At 57.1% G+C, this 21,402-nt stretch carries 17 protein-coding genes; 7 read left to right on the top strand and 10 right to left on the bottom strand.

Annotated elements, in window-relative coordinates; all coding sequences use genetic code 11:
- Positions 1-6: 6 nt before the first annotated feature.
- Genes QPL96_RS07415 through QPL96_RS07390 form a run of 6 tightly spaced genes read right to left on the bottom strand, consistent with a single transcriptional unit; the run spans position 7 to position 6,012 of the window.
- Positions 7-1,173, bottom strand: a complete 1,167-nt coding sequence (locus tag QPL96_RS07415) for a DUF3570 domain-containing protein (protein WP_303286707.1) — start codon at positions 1,171-1,173, stop codon at positions 7-9.
- A complete protein-coding gene (locus QPL96_RS07410; protein ID WP_303286706.1) occupies positions 1,154-1,390 on the bottom strand; it encodes a DUF4266 domain-containing protein in 237 nt (78 codons plus the stop codon). Before QPL96_RS07410 ends, QPL96_RS07415 begins: the two co-directional genes overlap by 20 nt.
- A gap of 18 nt (positions 1,391-1,408) precedes the next feature.
- Entirely contained in the window at positions 1,409-1,894 is a 486-nt protein-coding gene (locus QPL96_RS07405; protein WP_303286705.1) for a TlpA disulfide reductase family protein, read from the bottom strand.
- 29 nt (positions 1,895-1,923) lie between these two features.
- A complete protein-coding gene (locus QPL96_RS07400; RefSeq protein WP_303286703.1) occupies positions 1,924-2,568 on the bottom strand; it encodes an outer membrane beta-barrel domain-containing protein in 645 nt (214 codons plus the stop codon).
- Positions 2,538-3,290, bottom strand: coding sequence for an SH3 domain-containing protein (locus QPL96_RS07395; RefSeq protein ID WP_303286701.1), 753 nt, complete (start codon positions 3,288-3,290; stop codon positions 2,538-2,540). The genes QPL96_RS07400 and QPL96_RS07395 overlap by 31 nt, the downstream gene beginning before the upstream one ends.
- A 22-nt stretch (positions 3,291-3,312) precedes the next feature.
- Complete coding sequence (locus tag QPL96_RS07390) at positions 3,313-6,012, bottom strand: hypothetical protein (RefSeq protein ID WP_303286699.1); 2,700 nt, start codon at positions 6,010-6,012, stop codon at positions 3,313-3,315.
- A 143-nt stretch (positions 6,013-6,155) separates the two neighbouring features.
- On the opposite strand from QPL96_RS07390, the gene QPL96_RS07385 reads away from it, so the two are divergent.
- Genes QPL96_RS07385 through QPL96_RS07375 form a run of 3 tightly spaced genes read left to right on the top strand, consistent with a single transcriptional unit; the run spans position 6,156 to position 11,493 of the window.
- Positions 6,156-7,424 (top strand): hypothetical protein, encoded by a 1,269-nt coding sequence (locus tag QPL96_RS07385; RefSeq protein ID WP_303286696.1) that lies wholly within the window; start codon positions 6,156-6,158, stop codon positions 7,422-7,424.
- 31 nt (positions 7,425-7,455) lie between these two features.
- The gene (locus QPL96_RS07380) at positions 7,456-9,921 is read left to right on the top strand and encodes a LamG domain-containing protein (protein WP_303286695.1); all 2,466 of its coding nucleotides are present in this window, start codon (positions 7,456-7,458) and stop codon (positions 9,919-9,921) included.
- A gap of 12 nt (positions 9,922-9,933) precedes the next feature.
- Positions 9,934-11,493, top strand: coding sequence for a general secretion pathway protein GspF (locus tag QPL96_RS07375; RefSeq protein WP_303286694.1), 1,560 nt, complete (start codon positions 9,934-9,936; stop codon positions 11,491-11,493).
- Between the two features lie 17 nt (positions 11,494-11,510).
- Here the strand turns inward: QPL96_RS07375 and QPL96_RS07370 are convergent, their stop codons facing one another.
- A complete protein-coding gene (locus QPL96_RS07370; RefSeq protein WP_303286830.1) occupies positions 11,511-12,458 on the bottom strand; it encodes an FAD:protein FMN transferase in 948 nt (315 codons plus the stop codon).
- Positions 12,459-12,825: 367 nt separating this feature from the next.
- Here QPL96_RS07370 and QPL96_RS07365 point away from each other — a divergent pair, with 367 nt between their 5' ends.
- From QPL96_RS07365 to glpD, 3 genes are all read left to right on the top strand, one after another.
- On the top strand, positions 12,826-14,076 hold the full coding sequence (locus QPL96_RS07365; protein ID WP_303286692.1) for a substrate-binding protein: 1,251 nt from the start codon (positions 12,826-12,828) through the stop codon (positions 14,074-14,076).
- Positions 14,077-14,189: 113 nt separating this feature from the next.
- Complete coding sequence (locus QPL96_RS07360) at positions 14,190-14,954, top strand: DeoR/GlpR family transcriptional regulator (RefSeq protein ID WP_303286690.1); 765 nt, start codon at positions 14,190-14,192, stop codon at positions 14,952-14,954.
- A gap of 92 nt (positions 14,955-15,046) precedes the next feature.
- Positions 15,047-16,576, top strand: a complete 1,530-nt coding sequence (glpD, locus tag QPL96_RS07355) for a glycerol-3-phosphate dehydrogenase (protein ID WP_303286688.1) — start codon at positions 15,047-15,049, stop codon at positions 16,574-16,576.
- A gap of 7 nt (positions 16,577-16,583) precedes the next feature.
- On the opposite strand, the gene QPL96_RS07350 is transcribed toward glpD, so the two are convergent.
- The 3 genes from QPL96_RS07350 to edd all read right to left on the bottom strand — a co-directional run bounded on the left by QPL96_RS07350 (position 16,584) and on the right by edd (position 20,184).
- The gene (locus QPL96_RS07350; RefSeq protein WP_303286686.1) at positions 16,584-17,222 is read right to left on the bottom strand and encodes a uracil-DNA glycosylase family protein; all 639 of its coding nucleotides are present in this window, start codon (positions 17,220-17,222) and stop codon (positions 16,584-16,586) included.
- Between the two features lie 179 nt (positions 17,223-17,401).
- Complete coding sequence (glk, locus tag QPL96_RS07345; RefSeq protein WP_303286684.1) at positions 17,402-18,367, bottom strand: glucokinase; 966 nt, start codon at positions 18,365-18,367, stop codon at positions 17,402-17,404.
- Positions 18,364-20,184, bottom strand: coding sequence for a phosphogluconate dehydratase (gene edd / locus QPL96_RS07340; RefSeq protein WP_303286682.1), 1,821 nt, complete (start codon positions 20,182-20,184; stop codon positions 18,364-18,366). Before edd ends, glk begins: the two co-directional genes overlap by 4 nt.
- A gap of 167 nt (positions 20,185-20,351) precedes the next feature.
- Between edd and gap the strand changes: the two genes are divergently transcribed.
- Positions 20,352-21,356 (top strand): type I glyceraldehyde-3-phosphate dehydrogenase, encoded by a 1,005-nt coding sequence (gene gap, locus QPL96_RS07335; RefSeq protein ID WP_303286679.1) that lies wholly within the window; start codon positions 20,352-20,354, stop codon positions 21,354-21,356.
- The last annotated feature ends 46 nt before the right edge of the window (positions 21,357-21,402 follow it).

Genomic DNA, 21,402 nt, shown 5'->3' with positions numbered 1-21,402 from the left:
GCAAATTCAGTATTCAAGAATCAACGAGGCCCGGGTTACCAGTGCGTCGAAGGAATAGAGAGGCTCTTCACCCGGGAGATAGTCGCCGGCGGCGGTGACATCCCGGAAGTTGTCATAGTCGAAGTTCAGCCAGTCCACCAGAAGGCTGAACTGCAAACGATCAATGCCAGGTAGGGAAGTCTGCTTCCACTCGTAAACCGCGCCAGCCGCCAGGGTCGTTCCGGAGAGCGAACTCAGCTCCTTGTCCCTTGCAAGGTGAGTCTGGGAGTTCTCGAACGGGAAGAGATCACTGTAAAAATCAGCCTCACCCTGGGTGTAGTAGCGAATGGAGCCCTCAAGGGTCCAGTGTTCATTCAACCCATGGACGTATCCCAGTTCGATGGTGTGGGCGTTGATGCCCCAGGTGTCACTGAAATAGCGATACTCGGCCCGGATCGACGCGCGGTAAGGCAGGTAATACAGCGCCCTGGCGGCAACAGACGTACTGGTCCGGGTTTCCGGGTAACGTTCCGGTTGGTAAAGAAACGCCGTGGAATCATTCGGATCAAGATAGCGGTTCTGACGGTAGGGGTTCTGCAGGAAGCCCTCATCTGTAACCACTTCCAGATCAAGACCAACCAGACTGTTGCGGGTAACCACCTGGCTGAGACCCAACTGGTAGTTCCGGCGATCAGCTTCCTCGCTGAAGGAATCGTTGCCAACGCGGCCAACTTCGTCCCAGCCGCTGGCATAGCCCATGGTCACGGTGGACATGCCTCCAAAAAATTCCTGGCTAAGCGAGAAATAAACCGTATTGGCTTCGTAATCGTTTTCCGTGCTGTTGGTAAAGCCGAGGCTCAGAATCGATTTGTCGTGCAGATAATCAATGCCAAACGTGTACTCGTTGCGCTCTTCCTTGTACGGGCTGGCCGTGGCCAGCACGTCAACAGACGCCGCCGACACGGAATCAACGTAATACTGTCCGGAAAGAGAAAACTGCGAGCCAATGCTTTTGCGCACCAACACCGAGGGACCGTCAATGACCATGCCACCGCCATCATAGCGATGATAAAGAACATCCACGTTGTCTACCGGCAGCGTTGCCGCTTGGGCCTGATGTCCCGACAGCAGCAGAACGATCAGGAGCAATGCGGACAGCACGAACCGGTTGCCGTCAGTTGCAGCCACAACCACCTCCCGAACCGCCTTCCGCTCCCCGGGCAGATTCCCTGGCCTGATAGACGTGATTCATATAGGAATCCGCTTTGCCATGACGGCTGAGACTCATGACGGGATCCGCCAGGTTGTCTCGCTCGTATGGTTTAACCCAGGGCTCCACAGAACTACAACCAGAGGCTGTGGCAAACAGGGTGGCCAGAAGTATGGGAGACAGGATCGACAAAATTCGCATAACAGTTCCGTCCGAAAGTTACTCGCGCACCAGTTCGCGAATCTGCTGTTCGTAATCGTCTTCGTACCCCGGCTGGTATCCATAATGCAGGTAACGGGCATTGCCATCGCGATCAATCATGACGGTCGTCGGCATGGCCTGGACTTCGTAGAGTTCACTGACAGAGCTTTCCGGATCGTAAAGAATGGGATAGTTCACAGGAACCTTGTCCAGAAAACGATGGGCTTCGTCCCGGTTTTCATCCACATTGACCGCGAGAATGGTAAAGCCGAGGTCCTTGTATTGACTGTAAAGCGTATCCATCAGCGGCATTTCCTGGCGGCAGGGCCCACACCAGGAAGCCCAGAAATTCAGCATTACCACTTCCCCACGGTGATCCTCCAGCCTCAGATTCTCCCCGGACCGGCTTTCCAGGGTAAAATCCGGCGCCGGCACATTGATGGCCTCGGCGTTTGCCAGGGGGCTGATGCAGGCCAGGAGGCCCGCCATTGCAAGTGATTTCATGGATGCTCTCATAGCCATTGCTCCTCTGTTCAGAAAAAGACGGACACGCCCGTGCTGACCTCAGTATTAATGGCGGTTTTCTCCGCCCCCAGGACATCAATCCGGTAATAATGCTGCCGGACGCCAAGGTGAACAGAAACACTGTCGGTCAACAGCACCTGATAGCCTGCGCCGGCATTGAGGGTGAACCGGGTATCGCCAGCAAAATCGGTGGCCCCTGCCCCGGCAATCAGGTAGAAGTTGGTGTTGAACGCGTAGTTCTCGGTGAGAAACGCCTCCCCCGGGAGCACGTTGTAACCGAGGTTGATGCTGTAGTAGCTGTAGTCCCGCTCACTGTCGGTGAGCACCTCGACGTTGCCGGCGAGTTTCTCGAAGCTGGTTTCACCCCCCTCCGCAAAGCCAACGCCGGCCTCGAAAAAGAAGGACTCGCTCAGGTGATAGGTGAGCTTGCCGCCATAGACCAGGGACGATTCAAAGTCCTCGATATTCAGCACGCCAACAAAGGCCCCGATCTCAAAATTCTCGGTATCGATCAGCGCTTCGGTGACCGGCGCCGGGGTAACATCAGGCTCGATCAGCGGCCGGTCATCCTGGGCCGCAGCCGCTGCGGCCATAAAGAGGCTCGCCGACACACACAGCTGTTTCAGAAAAAGATGCTTAGTCCGATTTTCCATTCTATCGCTTCTTCGTTGGTGGACCGGGTCGTGAATACTTTGTAGTCCTTCACTTCGGCACGGATGAAATATCGATCAGTGATGTAGGCCCGGATGCCCAGGCCGGCCTGGCCAATACTGTTGTCCCGCTCTTCCGGCTGAGCCAGGGTGGCCTTGGGATCAATCCAGATATGCCCGACCCCAAGAGTAAAAAAGGGGGATACCCGCCAGTGTGGAAATGGCTGATGCACCAGATTGGCATCGACCTTCCGAATCTCCGACGCGCTGCCCAGAATCTGGGAGACCCAGAGCTCGGCGGACAGGTTCCGAGTCATCCAGAAACCACCGTAACCGGCGGTGACGGCGGCACCATCAAATTCGCCCATCATCAAACCGGCCTCGAACCTCCGATCACTGAAAGAATCAAAGTCCGGGACCTGAAGATCCACCCGGTTACCCGTGGCGTCCACGGTCTGGGCGATATCGGCAACGGCTACCCAGCCTTCCCGACCACGGGAGTCCGTAACTTTGAGCCAGCTTGTCTTGCGCTGAAGAATGGTCAGCCATTCCCCTTGCTCGCTGGTGTGAAAAACCGGATAGCCAGTTGCCGGGCCGGTTCGCCATTCAATGTAAGGCTCGGTCACCTGCACTTGCGCAACGTCCTCGTCACCCTGACCCCACAGCCAGCCGGCCCAGCTCTGGGCCGGTAAAAACAGTACGAACATCAGGATGGCAATGGGCATGGTGCGAGCATTAGTCCTTGGATCAGTCTTCCGGGGCATCGAACGGGTTGTTGAAATACTGGCCGCCAACATCCAGCCATTCCGCGATCAGTCTGAGTTCGGCTGGCGTGAGACGATCTTCATGTGTTCCACCCTCTGCGAACACATCGAAGAAACTACTGAAACGGGCGCCGTTGACGGACATTGAAGGCTGGACAGTAACTGTCACCATGATCGGCTGCACATCTCCATTGGCATCGAGAATCGGGTTACCTTCCTCGTCCTCCAGCACTTCCCCGGAATCTACAAGCACGTCTATCAAGGCGCCATTCGGCAGCTCCTGCTCGTTGTCAGGGAAAAGCAGTTCCCTGTAGGCGTTAAAGTGCAACGGTTCATCGGGTGACGGGCCATCGGTTAGATCCAGCTGTCCGGCGGGCACCTGCTGGGCATCTACTGCATCGGTGTCGGTATGACAACTAGTGCAGGTGGCGTCGATTACGTCCATGGAGACCGGATCGAGTTCCTCTCGGTTAACACTCCAGAGCGGATGAATATGCTGTTCGTAGTTGATCACAATCCGGCAATTCGGCGCCCACTGGGTCGCGCAAACTTCGGAAATAGGCCGCGGTGTCTCGAGGTCGGCATAGGCGTAGGTAAAGCTTTCGGGTTTCGGGTCCACTTCGGCGCCGGACCACTCATCTGCATAGATCACATCCGGCGTCGGCCGGCGGATCTCGTTAACTCGCGCGAACACCTCGGCCATGGTTTCGCCCATGTCAGCATAAAGACTCGGGTCGGTGTTCGGAAACGGGCGTCCGGTAGTTACTGCCCCACTCCACGCTGATTCAGGGCCAGCGTCAGGCCTGCCATGGGGTTCAGGATTACCGGGGTCATGGCAGCCTGAGCACTCTAGGGTCTCACCGGGTCGTACCGTTAGCCAGTTCTGATGCCTGTTGCCCAAAACCCCGTCCATGCGCTGCCCCTGTTCATCAAGAATGCTAATCGCAAACGCAACATTGGCCGGCACTGCCACCTTCACGGAGCCGTCCGGCTCAATCGGCACGTAACCCAGTATTTCCCGCATCAATTGAGCGCGGCTCCGGCCAAACGCGCTGTTATCAAAATCCCGGATGTTTTCATCGGGGATGGCGACAGGTTTTTCCAGACGCAAAAATCTGGCGGGACGATCCTCGGGCGGTGTCTGCAGCGGATCGGCCATAACATCGATGCCCGCAGGCGTGGTATCGACACCATCTATATCGTACACACTGCGAATGTGCAGAACGCCGTAACCGGCATCCTTCAGCGTGCCTTCTGGACCAGCAAACTGCGATTCAGGGATGAAGCCTTCCAGGGGCCGTTCTTTCATCAGGACCGCTTCATCGAACTGGACACCTTCTACCGGAGGAACCACCGGCCGCTGTGTTTCACTGTTGATGTCAAGAAGCCAAAGACCGTAGACGGGCTCTGCGGGCTGATACTCTTCCGACTGCAGGCGATCTTCCGTGCAATTCACAATCCGGTCGGTTGCTACCTCCCGCAACCGGCAGGGTGTCCAGCTCACCAGGTAACGATTGGTCCCGTCCAACAAGGGAGAAACCGATGCGTAGCTGCCCTTCAACGATAGCTGCCCGTCCAGACCCACGCCGGGAACCAGAGGTTGTTGACCCGTGCCCTCGGTTCCGTCGATGCGGAGATTGGCCTCGACAAACTGCTCGACGTCTACCTCCGCCAGCACAGAGGCGTAATCATCACTCTCAAAGGGTCGCAACTGAACCAGCAGATTGCCGCTGTCCGACTTGCGAGGCTGAAGGTACTGAATGCCGTTCGCCTCAGGCACGGAATCGTGGGAATGACGACCGTAGAGATAGCTCAACCCGGTGCCATCGGGATTAACGCGATAGAGGTTTACACCGTTGTTGCGGGTCTGGCCGGCATTGTCCCAGCGACTGAACACAATGGTGCCGTCGTCAGCCACCAAGGGGTCAAGGTCGTGGCTCTGGTTGAACGTGATCTGTTCAATGTTCTGGCCATCATCGTCCATCACATGCAGGACAAACGCAGGGCTGTCACCCTCCTCGTCCAGGCCCGAGTACTGGGGCTTACCTTCATCAAGCAGTATCGCCTTGGAGATGCGCTGACGGGTGGAGGAAAAAACGATTCTGCCATCGGGCAGATAGGCGGGCGCAACGTCCTGCCCGGCCCTCGCAGTGACGTCCGAATCGATGATTCGGCGCAGGGCGTCGGTACTGACGTCGTATTCCCAGATATTCCAGGTTGGCTGATCCTCGTCATCGGCGTCTTCGATTTCCGGGGCGCGCATGGCGAACAGCAATCTGACTCCATCATGGGAGACATGAAGATCTTTAACGTCGTAGCGCAACTGGCCGTTGTCATCGAGAAATTCCGGCCCGGCGAACGCTCTGGAAGCAATATCCCGCGTTTCAGCATCGGCCGTCGCACTGGCCTTCAGTAGCAGCCTGGCACCGGGACGGAAGGCCGTAGGGTCTGCGAGGTTGTCCTCCACCAGGGCGCCGGTGTTCTCGTCAAAAAGCAGAGCTCGTTCTACATAAGCCACCGGATTCTCGACAACAACCGGATCCGCCTGCTGGCTGTCGCTACTCGAAAGGCAGCCAGAAAGCACAGCAAGTGAACCAAGCGCGATAGCCAGACGAGCACTGCGACAGATGTTTAGATTGGGTGACCTAATTTCCAACGTGACAAACCCTGTTTCGGATGACATTCCATGACATAAATTAAGTCAGTTCCGATGGCAGGCTCCAAGGGTTTTACGTAACGCAATGTAATAACGTGGCCCACAACTCAAAACGGAGGATATAGCAAGCCGTAAACTTTTAACAAATGTCAAAAGGCACTAAGGTGCGAATGCTATCGATCATCGAGGGAAAGGACATGACCGCCCGGAACAGGATCAGAAGCCTGATCAGCAAGGCTTGCAGTACCGCAGTTCTCGTCGCACTGATGTCTGGACAGGCAGGCCTCGCCCAGGCCGGAGCCAGGGAACAGGCCAAGCGGATTCACGACCGGATTGCCGGCGTGCCACCCTCTGAGAGCATCTTGGATTCCATGGCCAGCCTGATTCCTTCTGATCCAGAAGGTGCAGCGTTCATTGCCATGAATGATCCCGCTTTTTACAACGTGACTCTCAAGAACTTCGCTGCACCTTGGACCAATGAGGCCATGTCGAAATTCGTTCCGCTGAACGACTATATTGCAACTGTGATCGGCTTAGTGAGGGAAAACGAAGACTTCCGAAAAATCCTATACGATGATGTCATTTTCGTGGGCAATTCATCGGAATTGGCCGTCCCACCCTACTCGGTAAGCAACAATGATCATTATGAATGGCTTGAAGAACAAGCTATTGATCTCGGCAACAGAGATTATCTAATCCGGCAACCCCAATCGAATTATAACGGCTTACCCCCCTCTGCCACGGCCGGGGTAATCACCTCCAGGGCTTCAGCCAGGGCCTTCTTCAGCGCAGGCACCAACCGTGCGATGTTCCGTTTCACCCTGATCAACCACATGTGCAACGATCTGGAGCAGGTCGCTGATGTGACCCTCCCACCAGACCGCATTCGTCAGGACGTATCCCGCAGTCCCGGTGGCGACAGCCGGGTATTCCTGAACAACTGTGTGGGCTGCCACAGCGGCATGGACCCGATGGCCCAGGCGTTTGCCTATTACGATTACGAATACGACGCCAATGCCGATCCTGATGGCGAGCTGGGCCGCTTGGTCTACAACGCTATGGGCGAAACGGATCCTGAGACCGGCTCCCGGGTTCAGGCCAAGTATCACATCAATTCTGCAACTTTCGAGCAGGGCTATGTGACGCCCGACGACAGCTGGGATAACTACTGGCGCCAGGGCGCCAATCGCCGGCTGGGATGGGATCCCTCATTGCCGGGTTCCGGCAGCGGTGCCAAGAGCCTGGGCAGGGAGTTCGCCCATTCGGATGCCTTTGCAGAGTGCCAGGTCAAGAAGGTGTTCGAGAATGTCTGTCTCCGACCGCCATCAGACAGCGCGGACCGTTCACAGGCAAGCAATATGGTTGCCAGCTTCGCAAGCCAGGGATACGACCTGAAGCAGGTATTCGCAGAATCCGCTGTGTATTGCATGGGGGAGTGAGGACGCCATGAACACATTTAAAGGAATTTCCATGAGCTCCCTCAAATCGGTCCTTGCTGTCATTGCTTTGGCCCTACTGCTTTCAGCCTGTGGTGGCGAATCCACGGAACAGTTGCCGAATACCTCCCAGAATTCCAGTACGGTTACCTATAACGGGCCTGCTCCTGCGACGGATGATGTAGCCAACTTTAAACGCACCGTGTGGGACAACCTGGTTACCCAGGATAAATGCGGCGCGTGCCATGGCTCCAGTGGTCAGGCCCCGACGTTCGTCAACGAGCAGGACGTCAACCTTGCCTATGCCCAGGCAAACTCCATTGTTAATCTTTCAGATCCATCCCAGTCCACAATGGTGACCAAGGTGGCCGGTGGCCATAATTGCTGGCTGCAGAGCACTTCGGCGTGTGTGGACATTCTTACCACCTATATTTCCAACTGGGCCGGCGGCTCTGAAGGCTCTGCAAAAACCGTCGAACTCCGCGCTCCGGCCCTCAAAGAGCCGGGTGCCACGGTTGCCCTGCCCAGCGACACCAACCTGTTTAACACCTTTGTCTACCCCGAACTCAGAATGTATTGCATCGAATGCCATGCTGATGGTGGCCAGACTCCCTACATTGCCAGCGCCGATGTCACCACGGCCTATGAACAGGCGAAAAGCCGTATTGATCCAATTAATCCCGGGGCATCCCGGCTGGTCGAGCGCCTGCGCTATGACTTCCACAACTGCTGGGATGACGATTGCGAGGCTTCCGCCGATTTGATGGAGCTGAAGATTCTGGAAATGGTCCAGAACCTGAGCGCCCAAGCCGTAGACCCGGCGATGGTTGCGAGCAAGGCACTCAACCTCGAGGCAGACGGCCTGCTCGCAAACTCCGGCGGCCGCTTTGAGGACAACGTGATTGCCCTCTACGAATTCAAGTTTGGCGAAGGCCAGACAGCCTTTGACACCAGCGGCGTATCGCCGGCGCTGGACCTGACCCTCAGCGGAAATGTCGACTGGGTTGGCGGCTGGGGCATCGACCTTGGCCCGGCCGGCGAAAACGAACAGGGCTTCATGGTCCCGGCCGGCAAGGCTCAGGGCAGTACCACGGCGAGTCGCAAGCTTCACACTTTGCTGACCGCCTCAGGTGAATACAGCATCGAAGCCTGGGTCGCCCCGGGAAATATTACCCAGGAAGATGCCCGTATCGTGACCTACTCGGGTTCATCCACCACGCGAAACGTTACCCTTAGCCAATCGCTCCAGCGTTACGAAGTACTGCATCGCAGCACCACCAGTGACGAAAATACGCCTTTCGCGACCCAGGACGCCGACATGCTTCTGCAGGCAACCCTGCAGCACGTTGTGGTGAACTACACCCCGGCAACCGGGCGTCAGATCTTCGTGAATGGCGTTCCAACCGGCGATGTTGATCCGGACGACGGTGGACTGTTGACAGAATGGGACGACAGCTTCGCTCTGGTGCTGGGCAACGAAACGGATGGCAATTCGCCCTGGCAGGGCGCGATCCGGATGGTTGCCATCCATAATCGTGCGCTGACACCGGAGCAGGTCCAGGCCAACTTCGAAGTCGGTGTTGGCCAGAAGTTCTACCTGTTGTTCGGCGTCTCTCACCTGATCGACGTGCCCGAGAGTTTCATTGTGTTCGAAGTCAGCCAGTTCGACAGTTACGCGTACCGGTTCACCAGTCCTTTCTTCATCAGCCTGGATGACACCGCCGAACCGTCAAACATTGCGCTTCGGGGCATGCGACTGGGCATCAATGGCAAAGAAGCGACGGTGGGACAGGCCTGGGCCAATCTCGACGTTGTCCTGGATGCTGACAGTTATGAGCCCGGCACCGGGCAACCGCTCTCTTCTTTGGGCACCATCATTGCGCTGGAAAACGGGCCCGGAAATGACGAGTTTTTCCTGACCTTCGACCAACTGGGAGGTAACAGCTTTGCCCGGTCAGAGCCGTCCCTGCCTCCGCAGCCGGAGCCTGCCAATCTCGAGCCGTCGTCGCGGATCGGTCTGAAAACCTTCGATGAGATCAACGAGTCCATGTCCCGGATGACAGGCGTTGCCACGACCAACCCCGCTGTATTCGCGACTTACACCACCGTCAAGCAGCAACTGCCAACGGTCGAAACCATCCAGGGTTTCCTGTCGTCCCACCAGATGGCGGTCACCCAGATGGCAATCCAGTATTGCGACACCCTGGTGTCCAACACCGGACTGCGGCAAGAGATGTTCCCCGGGTTCGATTTTGCAGCACCAGCCAGCAGCGCATTTGATGCCAGTGGCAAAAGCCTGATTACCGGGCCGCTGCTATCGCGCTTTGTGGGCAGCAATCTGGCCTCGCAACCAAGCGACAGTGAGATTCAGACAGAATTGGGCAAACTTATGGACAAGCTGACCCTCTGTGGTGCCGGATGTGAGCCTGACCGCACCGAAACCGTCGTCAAGGCAAGCTGTGCCGCCGTGCTTGGCAGCGCCACCACCCTGGTTCAGTAGAGGAAGCCGACCATGTTTATACGCAAATCCCGTAAAAAGCCCCTGGCCAACGGCAGCCCCCTGCTCCACGATGATCACGGTAGGCCAAAGACTCGCCGCGAGTTTATCGCCCAGGGGTTGATGGCCGGGTCCGCCACGGTTTTCGGTGCCTCGCTGTTCCGCCTGTTCGGGAACCCCAGGATGGCCTCTGCCGCGCTTTCACCCGACCTGGAAACGCTGAAGGCAAGCTGTGGCATTGCGGTTCAGGGCGCCGGCAAGATTCCGTTTATCTGCTTTGACCTGGCCGGTGGCGCCAACATTGCCGGCTCCAACGTGTTGATGGGTAAATCCGGTGGCCAGATGGACTTCCTGAGCACCGCCGGCTACAACAAGCTCGGACTGCCGGGTGACATGCTGCCCAACGATCCCGCCTTTGTGAATAACGAACTGGGTCTCGCATTCCACTCAGACAGCGGCTTTCTCCGGGGCATCCTGCAGAGCACCAGTGCGGGCACCCGTGCTGCAACCAATGGCGCCATCATTGCCGCCCGTTCCGAAAACGATACCGGCAATAACCCCCATAACCCGATGTACGGGATTCATCGGGCCGGCGCTGACGGTTCTCTGCTCTCCCTCGTAGGCTCCCAGAGCTCAGAATCCGGTGGTAACTCACTGGCGCCAATGAACCTGATCAATCCGGAGGTTCGCCCCACCAAGATTGACCGGCCGTCGGATGTCACTGGTCTGGTGGACGTGGGCGATCTTATCGGCATTCTGGATCAGTCGGATGCGGTGGCCGTAATGGAATCCATCCAGCGTATCAGCGACGCCAAGATGAACCAGATAAACACTGGCATTTCCACCAACGATGTGGTCAAGGACCTGGTCCGCTGCGGCTACATAAAAAGTGCCGACCTGGCGGACCGATTCGGAAATCCGGCAGAACTTGATCCGGAACTGGACCTTGAGATTGTTGGCCCCACTGGCATTTTTAGCCGGGATGAGTTCAACAACAATCGCGAGTTCCGCAAAACCGCGTCGGTGATGAAACTGGTGTTAAACGGCTACGCCGGCGCAGGCACGATCACCATGGGCGGCTATGACTACCACACTGGCGAGCGCGGCACCGGAGAACGCCGGGACGAACAGGCGGGGCGCTGCATGGGCGCCTGCCTGGAATACGCGGCAAGGGTAGGCATGCCACTGATGCTCTATGTGTTCAGTGACGGCTCGGTGTCCAGTAACGGACGGATTGACGATTCCATGGATGGCCGCGGCAAGGGCGAGTGGACCGGCGACAACCAGCAGACTGCCGCCTCCTTTTTCATGGTATATAACCCGGCCGGCCGGCCAATGGCCATCCGCAACCAGATCGGCTTCATGCGCTCGGATGCGTCTGTGGAAACCGCCTCCAGTCCGGCCGCAAACAACGTTAACCAGCTAGTGCAAACCGTGTTACTGAATTACATGGCGCTGCATGGCGAGCAAGCTGATTTCGGCACCCGCTTTACCGGCCATGGCCTGGGCAACAGCACCATGCAGGACAGCCTGATTGCCTTCTCCAATGTGGTGAACGGTATGATCGGGAACTGATCAGGCTCGCTCCACCCTTACTCAGGATCGGGTGGAACGAGCCCCTCAGAGACATGCATCATCCTCTGGTCGTCGATAACCACCACGTCGATCCCTGGCAGGCGTTCAATCATCTCCAGGCCTTTCTCCGGCCCCAACACAAACACGGCGGTTGATAGGCCGTCGGTGGTTAGCGCATTCTCCCCAATGATGGTGACACTCTGAACGCCCTGCACCGATTTACCGGTTGCCGGCGACAGTATGTGGTGAACGCGCGCTCCTGCCTCATCCACGAAAAAGCGCTCGTAATCTCCTGATGTGGACACGGCCACGTCCTGCAGTGGCAAAACCACGGCATTTCGGCCTTCGGAACGGGGATCCCGGATGCCCACGTACCAGGGCCGCCCCCGCTTGTCGCCCAGAAGCCGCATATCACCACCGGCACTGAGCCGGGCATGGCGGATCCCGTGGCTGACAAGATGCTCGATCCCGAGATCCACCGCATAGCCCTTGGCAATGCCGCCAAGATCCACCCGGATACCTGGCTGGCCATATTCGACAGTGCCGGCGGTCTCATCAAGGATCACGTCCCGGAAATTCACCCGGGACAGACCGGAGCGGATCTGTTCGTTGGTGGGTTTTTTCCCGGCCCTGAAGTCGTAAAGATAACCAACGGAACCAAACGTTATGTCAAACGCGCCGTCACTGAGAAGAGACACTTCCCGGGCCTTTTGCAGCACCTGAAACAGGCCCGCACTGACGGCAACCGGTCCGCTGGCCGCGCTGCGGTTGAGCCCGGAAACTTCCGAGTCATCACGGTAGCGGCTCATCTGCTCGTCTACCTGATGAAAAACCGCCAACACTTCTGTTCCAACCCGGTCCGCCAGCTCTTTATCGTCTGCCCAGAACTCCAGTTCGATGGGGGTCGTCATGGCGGTATCGGTGAATCTGTACCAGTCGGCGCTGGCGGTCAGAGGCAGGAGCATAAGTCCTGCCAGGACAAGCCGGCACCGGAATCCGGACTTCAGAAACGTGCGATTACCTCCTGTCACTACCTGCACCAGACGCTCTCCGCTCGTTGATGGCCTGACCGGCCGTTTCGAGAGAAGTGTATCCAGTCCCCGTTCGGAAACCAAATGACGGTTTTCAGGAAGTCAGGGGCGTTCACAGCCTCCGGAGGGGCCTCGCAATTTTGATATGTGTCACCAGCCTACAATTTGTTACCCAAAATTCCACTTTAGTCCCATTGTTGGCTCCATACTCTGCGCTGAAACTAGCTCTGCTTAACAAATAATCAAAGAATAACCGCAACCCGCGTCACCAGCGGCGCTGCAATTCCGGAGGCCAACCTGAATGAATATCAGAAAAGTACTCTTTTCTGCTTGCCTGCTATTGCTGGTGAGTACCACTGTCTATGCCGAGACCCTGAAAATCGGACTGAACTACCCGCAGACCGGCCGTTACAAGGACCAGGGGCTGCAACAGCGTCTTGGCGCCTTTCTGGCTGTTGACGAGATCAACAAGGCTGGCGGCGTCATGGGCCGCCAACTGGAGCTGGTGATCCGGAATACCCGGGGGGAGCCAGCCCGGGGTGCCCAAAACACTGCGGAATTGATTGACCGTGAGGGCGTCCAGATGGTGTTCGGCGGAGTCTCCAGCGCGGTAGCCATCGCCTCGGGCAAAGCGGCCCGTGACCGCAACCGGATCTACTTTGGCACCCTTACCTACTCAAACGCGACGACCGGCGCCGAAGGCCACTCACACATGTTCCGGGAGCCCTACAACGCCTGGATGACAGCCAGGGCGCTGAGCCAATACCTGAAAACCAACCACCACAGCGACGACTATTTCTACATCACCGCCGACTACACCTGGGGCTGGTCGGTGGAAGAATCGGTCCGGAAATTCTCTGGCACCGAAGACACCGAACGCCACAAGGGCGTCAAAACCCCGTTCCCCAGAGCCCTGACCACGGATTTCCGGGAAGCACTTGAGCAGGCAGAGGCAAGCAATGCCAAAGTCCTGATGATGGTCCTGTTCGGTGACGACATGGTGCGGGCTCTGAATGTCGCCTATGAGATGGGGCTCACCGAGAAAATGCAGATCGTTGTGCCCAACCTCACCCTGGGCATGGCAAGGCAGGTTGGCCCCACGATTATGGAAGGCATCGTAGGCGGCTCCCCCTGGGTCTGGAATGCACCCTACGAACTGAACTACCCCCGCGGCAAGGAATTTGTCGAAGCCTTTTCCAAGCGCTACGAGATGCGCCCGTCAACCGCGGCTGCCTCTGCCTACAGTATCGTCTATCAATACAAGGATGCCGTCGAGCGGGCAGGCACTACCGATACCAGCGCAATCATCAAGGCCCTTGAAGGACACAGGTACACCTTCCTGAAAGACGAACAGTACTGGCGGGAGTTTGACCACCAGAACGTCCAGACGGTGTATGTGGTCAAGGTAAAACCAAGAAACACCATCGTGGAGGACGAGTACAGTTCCGATTATTTCAGCATCATCGATTCCATGCCCGGCGATCAGGCGGCCCAGACAAGGGAAGAGTGGGAGGAACGCCGGCGGGAGGCTGGCAAGTCTTTAAACCTCTAGATCCGCAGTTAGGTTCAGTCAAAAGCCCCCGCCCGAGATGGCCGGGGCTTTTTTGAAGTTTCCCCAAGCGCTAGGTAGACTTTCGCTTCCGAACATAATAACAAGGCTCCCAGATGTCTCAGAAACGTCGTCTTGAACAGATCATGGAGATGATCCAGAAAACCGGATTCGTAACCACTGAACAGCTCGTCGAGAAATTCCGGGTAACGCCACAGACTATCCGGCGAGACCTCAACGAGCTGGCCGGACAAAACCGGCTAAGGCGGCATCACGGAGGTGCCGGCGTAGATTCAAGCACTGTGAACACCGCCTATCAGGATCGGAAGATCATGAACCTGGAAGCCAAGGAACGGATAGCTCAGGCACTTGTGGAACACATCCCTGACAACGCCTCCATGTTCATCAATATCGGCACTACAACCGAAACCATTGCGAGGGCATTGCTGCAGAAGCGGGGCCTCAGCATAGTCACCAACAATCTGCACGTTGCATCAATCCTGTCTGCCCGGGAAGACTTCCATATCATCATTGCCGGCGGCGAAGTCCGGAACCGTGACGGTGGCATCGTTGGTGAGGCAGCCGTGGACTTCATTAGCCAGTTCAAGATGGATTTCGGGATCATCGGCATCAGCGGCATTCATAACGACGGCTCCCTTCTGGATTTCGACTATCGGGAAGTTCGGGTTGCCCAGTCAATCATTGTCAACTCTGCTGAAGTTCTGCTGGCGGCGGACCACTCCAAGTTTGGTCGCAACGCTATGGTTCGCCTTGGGAGCATTGAGCAGGCAGATCATGTCTTTACTGATGCGCCTCCACCCGGGCCGATTCGGAAGCTACTCAAGGCGAACGGTGTGGAACTTCACATTATCGACAAGTAAGTTCGAATTTGTTGGATATTTTCCTTTACGAACACTCCGCCCTTACCCATAATTCCAACTGTTTATTAACATTCGTCTTGGGATATTGAAAAGTGGCACACGGTCAGGATCTGTTCGACGTACTGGTGGTTGGAGGCGGAGTAAATGGCACCGGCATTGCTCTCGATGCGGCTGGCAGAGGTCTTGGAGTACTGCTCTGCGAGATGGATGATCTCGCATCCGCAACCTCCTCCAGCAGCAGCAAACTGATTCACGGCGGCCTGCGATATCTTGAACATTATGAGTTCCGCCTGGTTCGCGAAGCTCTTGCCGAACGTGAAGCTCTCCTGCGAAACGCACCCCACATCATGTGGCCGATGCGGTTCAGGCTTCCACATCGTTCTCATCTTAGGCCGGCCTGGATGATTCGTACCGGACTGTTCCTTTACGATCATCTCGCCAAACGGGAAATCCTGCCCGGCTCCCGGTCAATTTCTTTCGGTGAAGACTCCCCTCTCAAACCCGAGATTACCAGGGGCTTTGAATACTCTGACGGCTGGGTGGACGACGCCCGGCTGGTGGTTCTGACGGCAAAGAAGGCAGAAGAAAAGGGTGCACAAATTCTGACACGGACAAAATGTGTCAAGGCAGAGCGCGGTCAGGATCGATGGACTGCCACCCTTAAGAACATGCTTTCCGGCGCTGAATCCACCGTCTCTGCAAAAGTCATTGTGAATGCCTCTGGCCCCTGGGTAAGCAAACTGTTTGACGAGACTCTTTCCATGCCAGCGCCGAAAACCATTCGCATGGTCAAGGGTAGTCATATCGTGGTGCCGCGGCTCAACAAGGGCACCGAAGCCTACATTCTTCAGAACGAAGACGAGCGCATTGTCTTCGTGATTCCCTACGAAGACGAGTTCTCCCTGGTGGGCACCACCGACGTGGATTATCAAGGGGATCCGAAAAAAGCAAAAATCTCACCGGAAGAAACCGACTACCTGCTGAGCATAGTGAACTCCCACTTCAAGCGCCAGCTTGAACCGGCGGATGTAGTCTGGTCCTATTCAGGGGTTCGTCCGCTGATGGACGGTGAGACGGAAAACGCGCAGAAAGCGTCCCGGGACTACTCCTTTGAAGTCAGCAGCGAGAAGAACAAGGCGCCCATTATTTCTGTGTTCGGCGGCAAGATTACAACCTATCGAAAGCTTGCCGAGGCGGCAACCGACAAGCTGTGCCAGTTCTTCCCCGAAGCAGGGGGCCGATGGACCAAAACAGCGGTGCTGCCCGGTGGCGATTTCGACAACCATGCATCACTTGAGCAGAAGCTCAGTCACGACTGTCCATGGCTCTCCGAGAAGGTCGTCAGCCGTTATGTTCGCACTTACGGTATGACCTCCTATGACATCCTCAAGGATTGCGGATCGATGGAAGACCTGGGGTTTCATTTCGCAGGCACGCTGTATGAAAGGGAAGTGCTTCACTTGATGAAAAATGAGTGGGCATTGGCCTCTGAAGACATTCTCTGGCGCCGGACCAAGCAAGGTCTCTATGCAACAGGCAGCGACGTTGAGGTCCTGGACCGGTTTCTCATGGACACCGCAATCCCAGAAACTCGCAAGACCGCTCTCCATCACAGCGCCTGACGTTCCATCAGGCATCTTTGCTCCGGCCGGAGCTTTTTGTGCTCAGGTCCGGCCTCAGCAACCGGACAACCCGATCCTGAAGTTCAGGCACAACCTCTCCTTCGAACCACGGGTTACGGCGGAGCCAGAGATTGTTCCGGGGACTGGGATGAGGCATGGGCAGAACCTCCGGCCAATAGTCCCGCCAGTGCCGGACATTGGCCGTTACGGATTTCCGGCTGTTGGCCAGATGCCAGGCATGGGCGTATTGGCCGATGACCAGAGTCAACCCGATGTCCGGCAGACGGTCCAGAAGAGCCTCACGCCAGGCGGGCGCGCATTCAGGCCGCGGGGGAAGGTCCCCGGACTTGCCGGTTCCCGGATAGCAGAAGCCCATGGGCAGGATTGCGAGCTTCTGCTCGTCGTAGAAGGTGTCCCGGGTAATACCCATCCATTGCCGCAGCCGATCCCCGCTGGGGTCGTTGAACGGCAGCCCGGTTTCGTGAACGCGCCGCCCTGGCGCCTGACCGACCACCAGAATACGGGCAGATTCGGCAATCTGAATCACCGGCCTCGGTTCATGGGGCAAAGCGTCCGCGCAGAGGGTGCAGGCCCGCACACGGCGGACGAGATTCTCAAAGGAAAGTTGCGAGAGATTATCGCTCATGGAGACCCCGTCATCAGGACAGTCACATAAACCGATGTTTCCGGGGGACAATAAGGCCACAGGCCCCATGCAACAAGTACCGAAAAACCACCATGAATGCTGCAGACCGCCAGTACCGTTACGATCAGAGCCAAATGACAGGTTACCCCTGAGTCAGCCCCGGTAATCGTAATCCGCCGTCATACCTCCGGATTACCCAGTGCCTCGGCGGCTCCCAACAGCCCCGTGTATGGCTCGGTGACTACGTAAACCGGCGTGAATTCCAGCAGCGGCCGCATCCTGCCCTTGTCCTCAAAGCCGTTGCGGAAGGGACTTTCCAGGAAAAAATCCAGGAAACGGGGCAGGATACCACCACAGAGGAAGACACCGCCGGTGCTTCCAAGTGTCAACACAGCATTGCCGGCAACCCGGCCCAGCAATTCGCAGAAATGCCGCAGGGTGTGGCACGCCAGGGCATCCGTGTTGTTCAGGGCCGCCGACGTGATTTTCTCCGGTGCATCCAGCGGCGCAGGCACACCCTGTATTTCAGCATGGGCCTGATACAGATTCAGCAGGCCCTGACCGCACAGAATCCGCTCTACCGAAACCCGCCCGAAGCGGGCCTTCAGGATACGCAGAACCGCCATCTCGGTATCGTCCGTCGGCGCAAAGTCCACGTGCCCACCTTCTGTCATCAACGGCACCCAACCCTGCCTGATCGGCACCAGCCCGGAAACCCCGAGCCCGGTTCCCGGCCCCATAACGAGCCTGGGGCGACGGCTGTCACCCGGGCCGCCACAAACATGAACCAGTTGGCCATCCGCAACATGGGGAACGCCAAGCGCCATGGCGGTAAAATCGTTGATCACCTTGAAGGCTGACCAGCCAAACTGTTGCCGGACTTCTTCAGTATCAAAACGCCAGTGATTGTTGGTCATCCGCACCTGGGTTCCGCGCATCGGCGAGGCAACGGCCAGACAGGCCTCACCGACTCCGGCAACCCCGACCCGGGCCAGGTAATCCCGTACCGCGCCATCAAGGTTGTTGTAATCACCGCAGGACAGGACTTTGATCGCGTGCGGCCGGACACTGCCCCGCTCCACCAGGGCCAAGCGCGCATTGGTGCCACCAATATCACCAACCAGTGAATACTGTGTTGCTGTCATGCCTCGTGATTCCAAAAAAAGCTGGCCCCTTCCTCGGGATTGCCGGCGGCGCGACGCATCCAGCCAAACAACTCCCGACCATAGCCATGATGATACCCGGTCAGGTCCGCTTTTTCAGATTCCCGGCCGGCGAACTCCTGCTCATCCACGCGGATGGCAAGAACACCTTTTTCGGCATCCATGCAGACCAGATCACCATTTTTAACCTTGGCCAGGGGCCCGCCATCCAGGGCCTCGGGGTAGACATGGATCGCCGCAGGCACCTTGCCAGAAGCGCCAGACATCCGGCCGTCGGTCACCAGGCCCACCTTGAACCCACGGTCCTGCAACACTCCAAGATAAGGCGTGAGTTTGTGCAGCTCCGGCATACCATTACTCCTCGGCCCCTGGAAACGAACAATTACTATGCAATCCCGGTCCAGATCGCCGGACTCAAACGCCGCCTTGAGTTCGTTCTGATCGTTGAAGACCACCGCTGGCGCTTCCACCTTCCGGTGTTCGGGGGCAACGGCAGACACCTTGATGACGCCACGGCCGAGGTTGCCATCGAGCACCCGCAAGCCGCCATCCGGTGCGAAAGGCTCTGCCACCGTACTGAGCACATCCGGGCGCAGACTTTTTTCCGGTGCCGGCTTCCAGAGCAGTTTGTCATCCGCCAGCTCCGGCATTTCGGTGTAGCGCTCCAGTCCATAACCGACCACTGTGTTCACATCATTATGAAGGTAGCCACCGCTCAGCAACTCACTGATCAGGAAGGGGGTTCCGCCGGCTTCGTGGAACGCATTCACATCTTCCTGCCCATTGGGATAAATCCGGGTCATGGAGGGCACTACCGAAGAAAGCTCGGCGTAATCGTTCCAGTCGATGATGATACCCGCCGCCCGGGCAATCGCAATCCAGTGGATGGTGTGATTGGTGGAGCCACCGGTGACCAGCAGCGCCACCAGGGCATTAACGATGCTCCTCTCATCCACCATGTCGCCCAGACCGAGTTCGCCACCGTGAGGCTTCGACAGCTTGATAACCTGCTCGGTCGCGGCCCGTGTGAGCTGCTCGCGCAGCGGCGTATCAGGATTCACAAACGCCGCCCCGGGCAAGTGCAGGCCCATCACTTCCACCAACAGCTGATTGCTGTTGGCGGTGCCGTAAAACGTACAGGTGCCCGGACGGTGATAGGACTTGCTTTCCGCCTCAAGCAATTCTTCCTTGCCAACCTTGCCTTCTGCGTAGAGCTGACGGATACGCTGCTTCTCCTTGTTCGGCAGTCCCGAGGGCATGGGGCCTGCCGGAACCAGGATGGTGGGGAGGTAACCGAAGCTGAGGGAGCCAATCAGAAGGCCCGGAACAATCTTGTCGCAGATCCCCAGAAGCAGAGTGGCATCGAACATGTTGTGACTCAGGGCCACGGCGGTACTCATGGCGATGGTGTCCCGGGAAAACAGGCTCAGCTCCATGCCGGGCTGACCCTGGGTCACGCCATCACACATGGCGGGAGTGCCACCGGCAACCTGGGCCACGGACCCCATTCCCCGGGCTGCCTCCCTGATCAGATCCGGGAACCTTTCATAGGGTTGGTGGGCCGAAAGCATATCGTTGTAGGCCGTTACCATGGCCACGTTGGCCTTGTTCATGAGCTTCAGTGTGTCTTTATCGCCCTGGTTACAAGCCGCAAAACCGTGGGCCAGATTGCCGCAGGAGAGGGAACTCCGGTGCGGGGATTGGGTTTTGAGAGCAGTCATCCGGCTGAGGTAGTCCTGCCGGCTGGCGCGACTGCGCTCGATAATTCTCTGGGTAACCTTGTCGACGGTCGGGTGCATGGTGGGCTCCATTGCGTACTTTTAGAGTGTTCGTTTATATACGTAATGTTACTTTCTTTTTTTGGCATTTCCACCTTTAAAACGTTCATTTTTTCTTTTTTTGTTGTTATATTTACTACATCAAAGAGATTGAACGAACAAAAAACGACCACCTAAGGAGTCAGACGATGACGATCCGTATCGCAATCAACGGTTTTGGCCGCATCGGTCGCAATGTTCTGAGAGCATTGTATGAAAATAACTACCGGAGCCAGCTGCAGGTTGTTGCCATCAATGACCTGGGCGACGCCGGGACCAACGCCCATTTGCTCAAGTATGACAGTGTTCACGGCCGGTTTAATGCCGACATCAGCCACGATGCCGAATCCCTGACCGTGAACGGCGACCGGATTGCCATCACCGCACTGCGCAACCCGGAAGAACTGCCCTGGCAAGATCACCGTGTTGATGTTGTCTTCGAGTGTACCGGCCTTTTCACCAAACGGGACAAAGCCGCGGCACATCTGAACGCCGGCGCCCGCAAAGTCATCATATCGGCGCCAAGCCCGGATGCGGATGCCATGGTGGTGTACGGCGTCAATCACGAAACGCTGACCGCCGAACACGACATCATTTCCAACGCATCCTGCACCACGAACTGCCTGGCACCCGTTGTTGAAGCCCTTCACAAGACCGTTGGCATTGAGAGTGGCCTGATGACAACCATCCACTCCTATACCAACGACCAGAAACTGAGCGACGTCTACCATTCCGATCTATACCGGGCACGCTCCGCCACCCAGTCCATGATCCCGACCAAGACCGGCGCCGCTGCCGCCATTGGCAAGGTCATTCCGGCACTCAACGGCAAACTGGATGGCCTGGCCGTTCGGGTTCCCACCATCAATGTATCGCTGGTGGATTTTGGCTTCATCGCCAGCCGGGAAACAACGGCGGAAGAAGTGAATGAAGCGGTAAAAGCGGCCGCCGAGAACAATCCCGTTCTGGGCTATAGTGTCGAGAAACTGGTCAGCGTAGACTTCAATCATAGCGCCCTTTCCAGCATCTACGATGCCAACCACACCCGGGTTCTGGGTCGTCACGTAAAAGTCATGGCCTGGTACGACAATGAATGGGGTTTCTCGAATCGTATGCTAGATAATGCCATTGCCCTGATCAAGGCCAGCCAATAACGCTGGCCGCCCGGGTTCATTCCGCCACTCTGCTCGAGACCATTTT

Origin of the sequence: Marinobacter sp. SS8-8 (genome assembly GCF_030540945.1) — a bacterium.
Taxonomy (GTDB): domain Bacteria; phylum Pseudomonadota; class Gammaproteobacteria; order Pseudomonadales; family Oleiphilaceae; genus Marinobacter.
The sequence above is the reverse complement of the archived record's forward strand: the minus strand, read 5'-3'. Positions and strand labels throughout refer to the sequence as shown.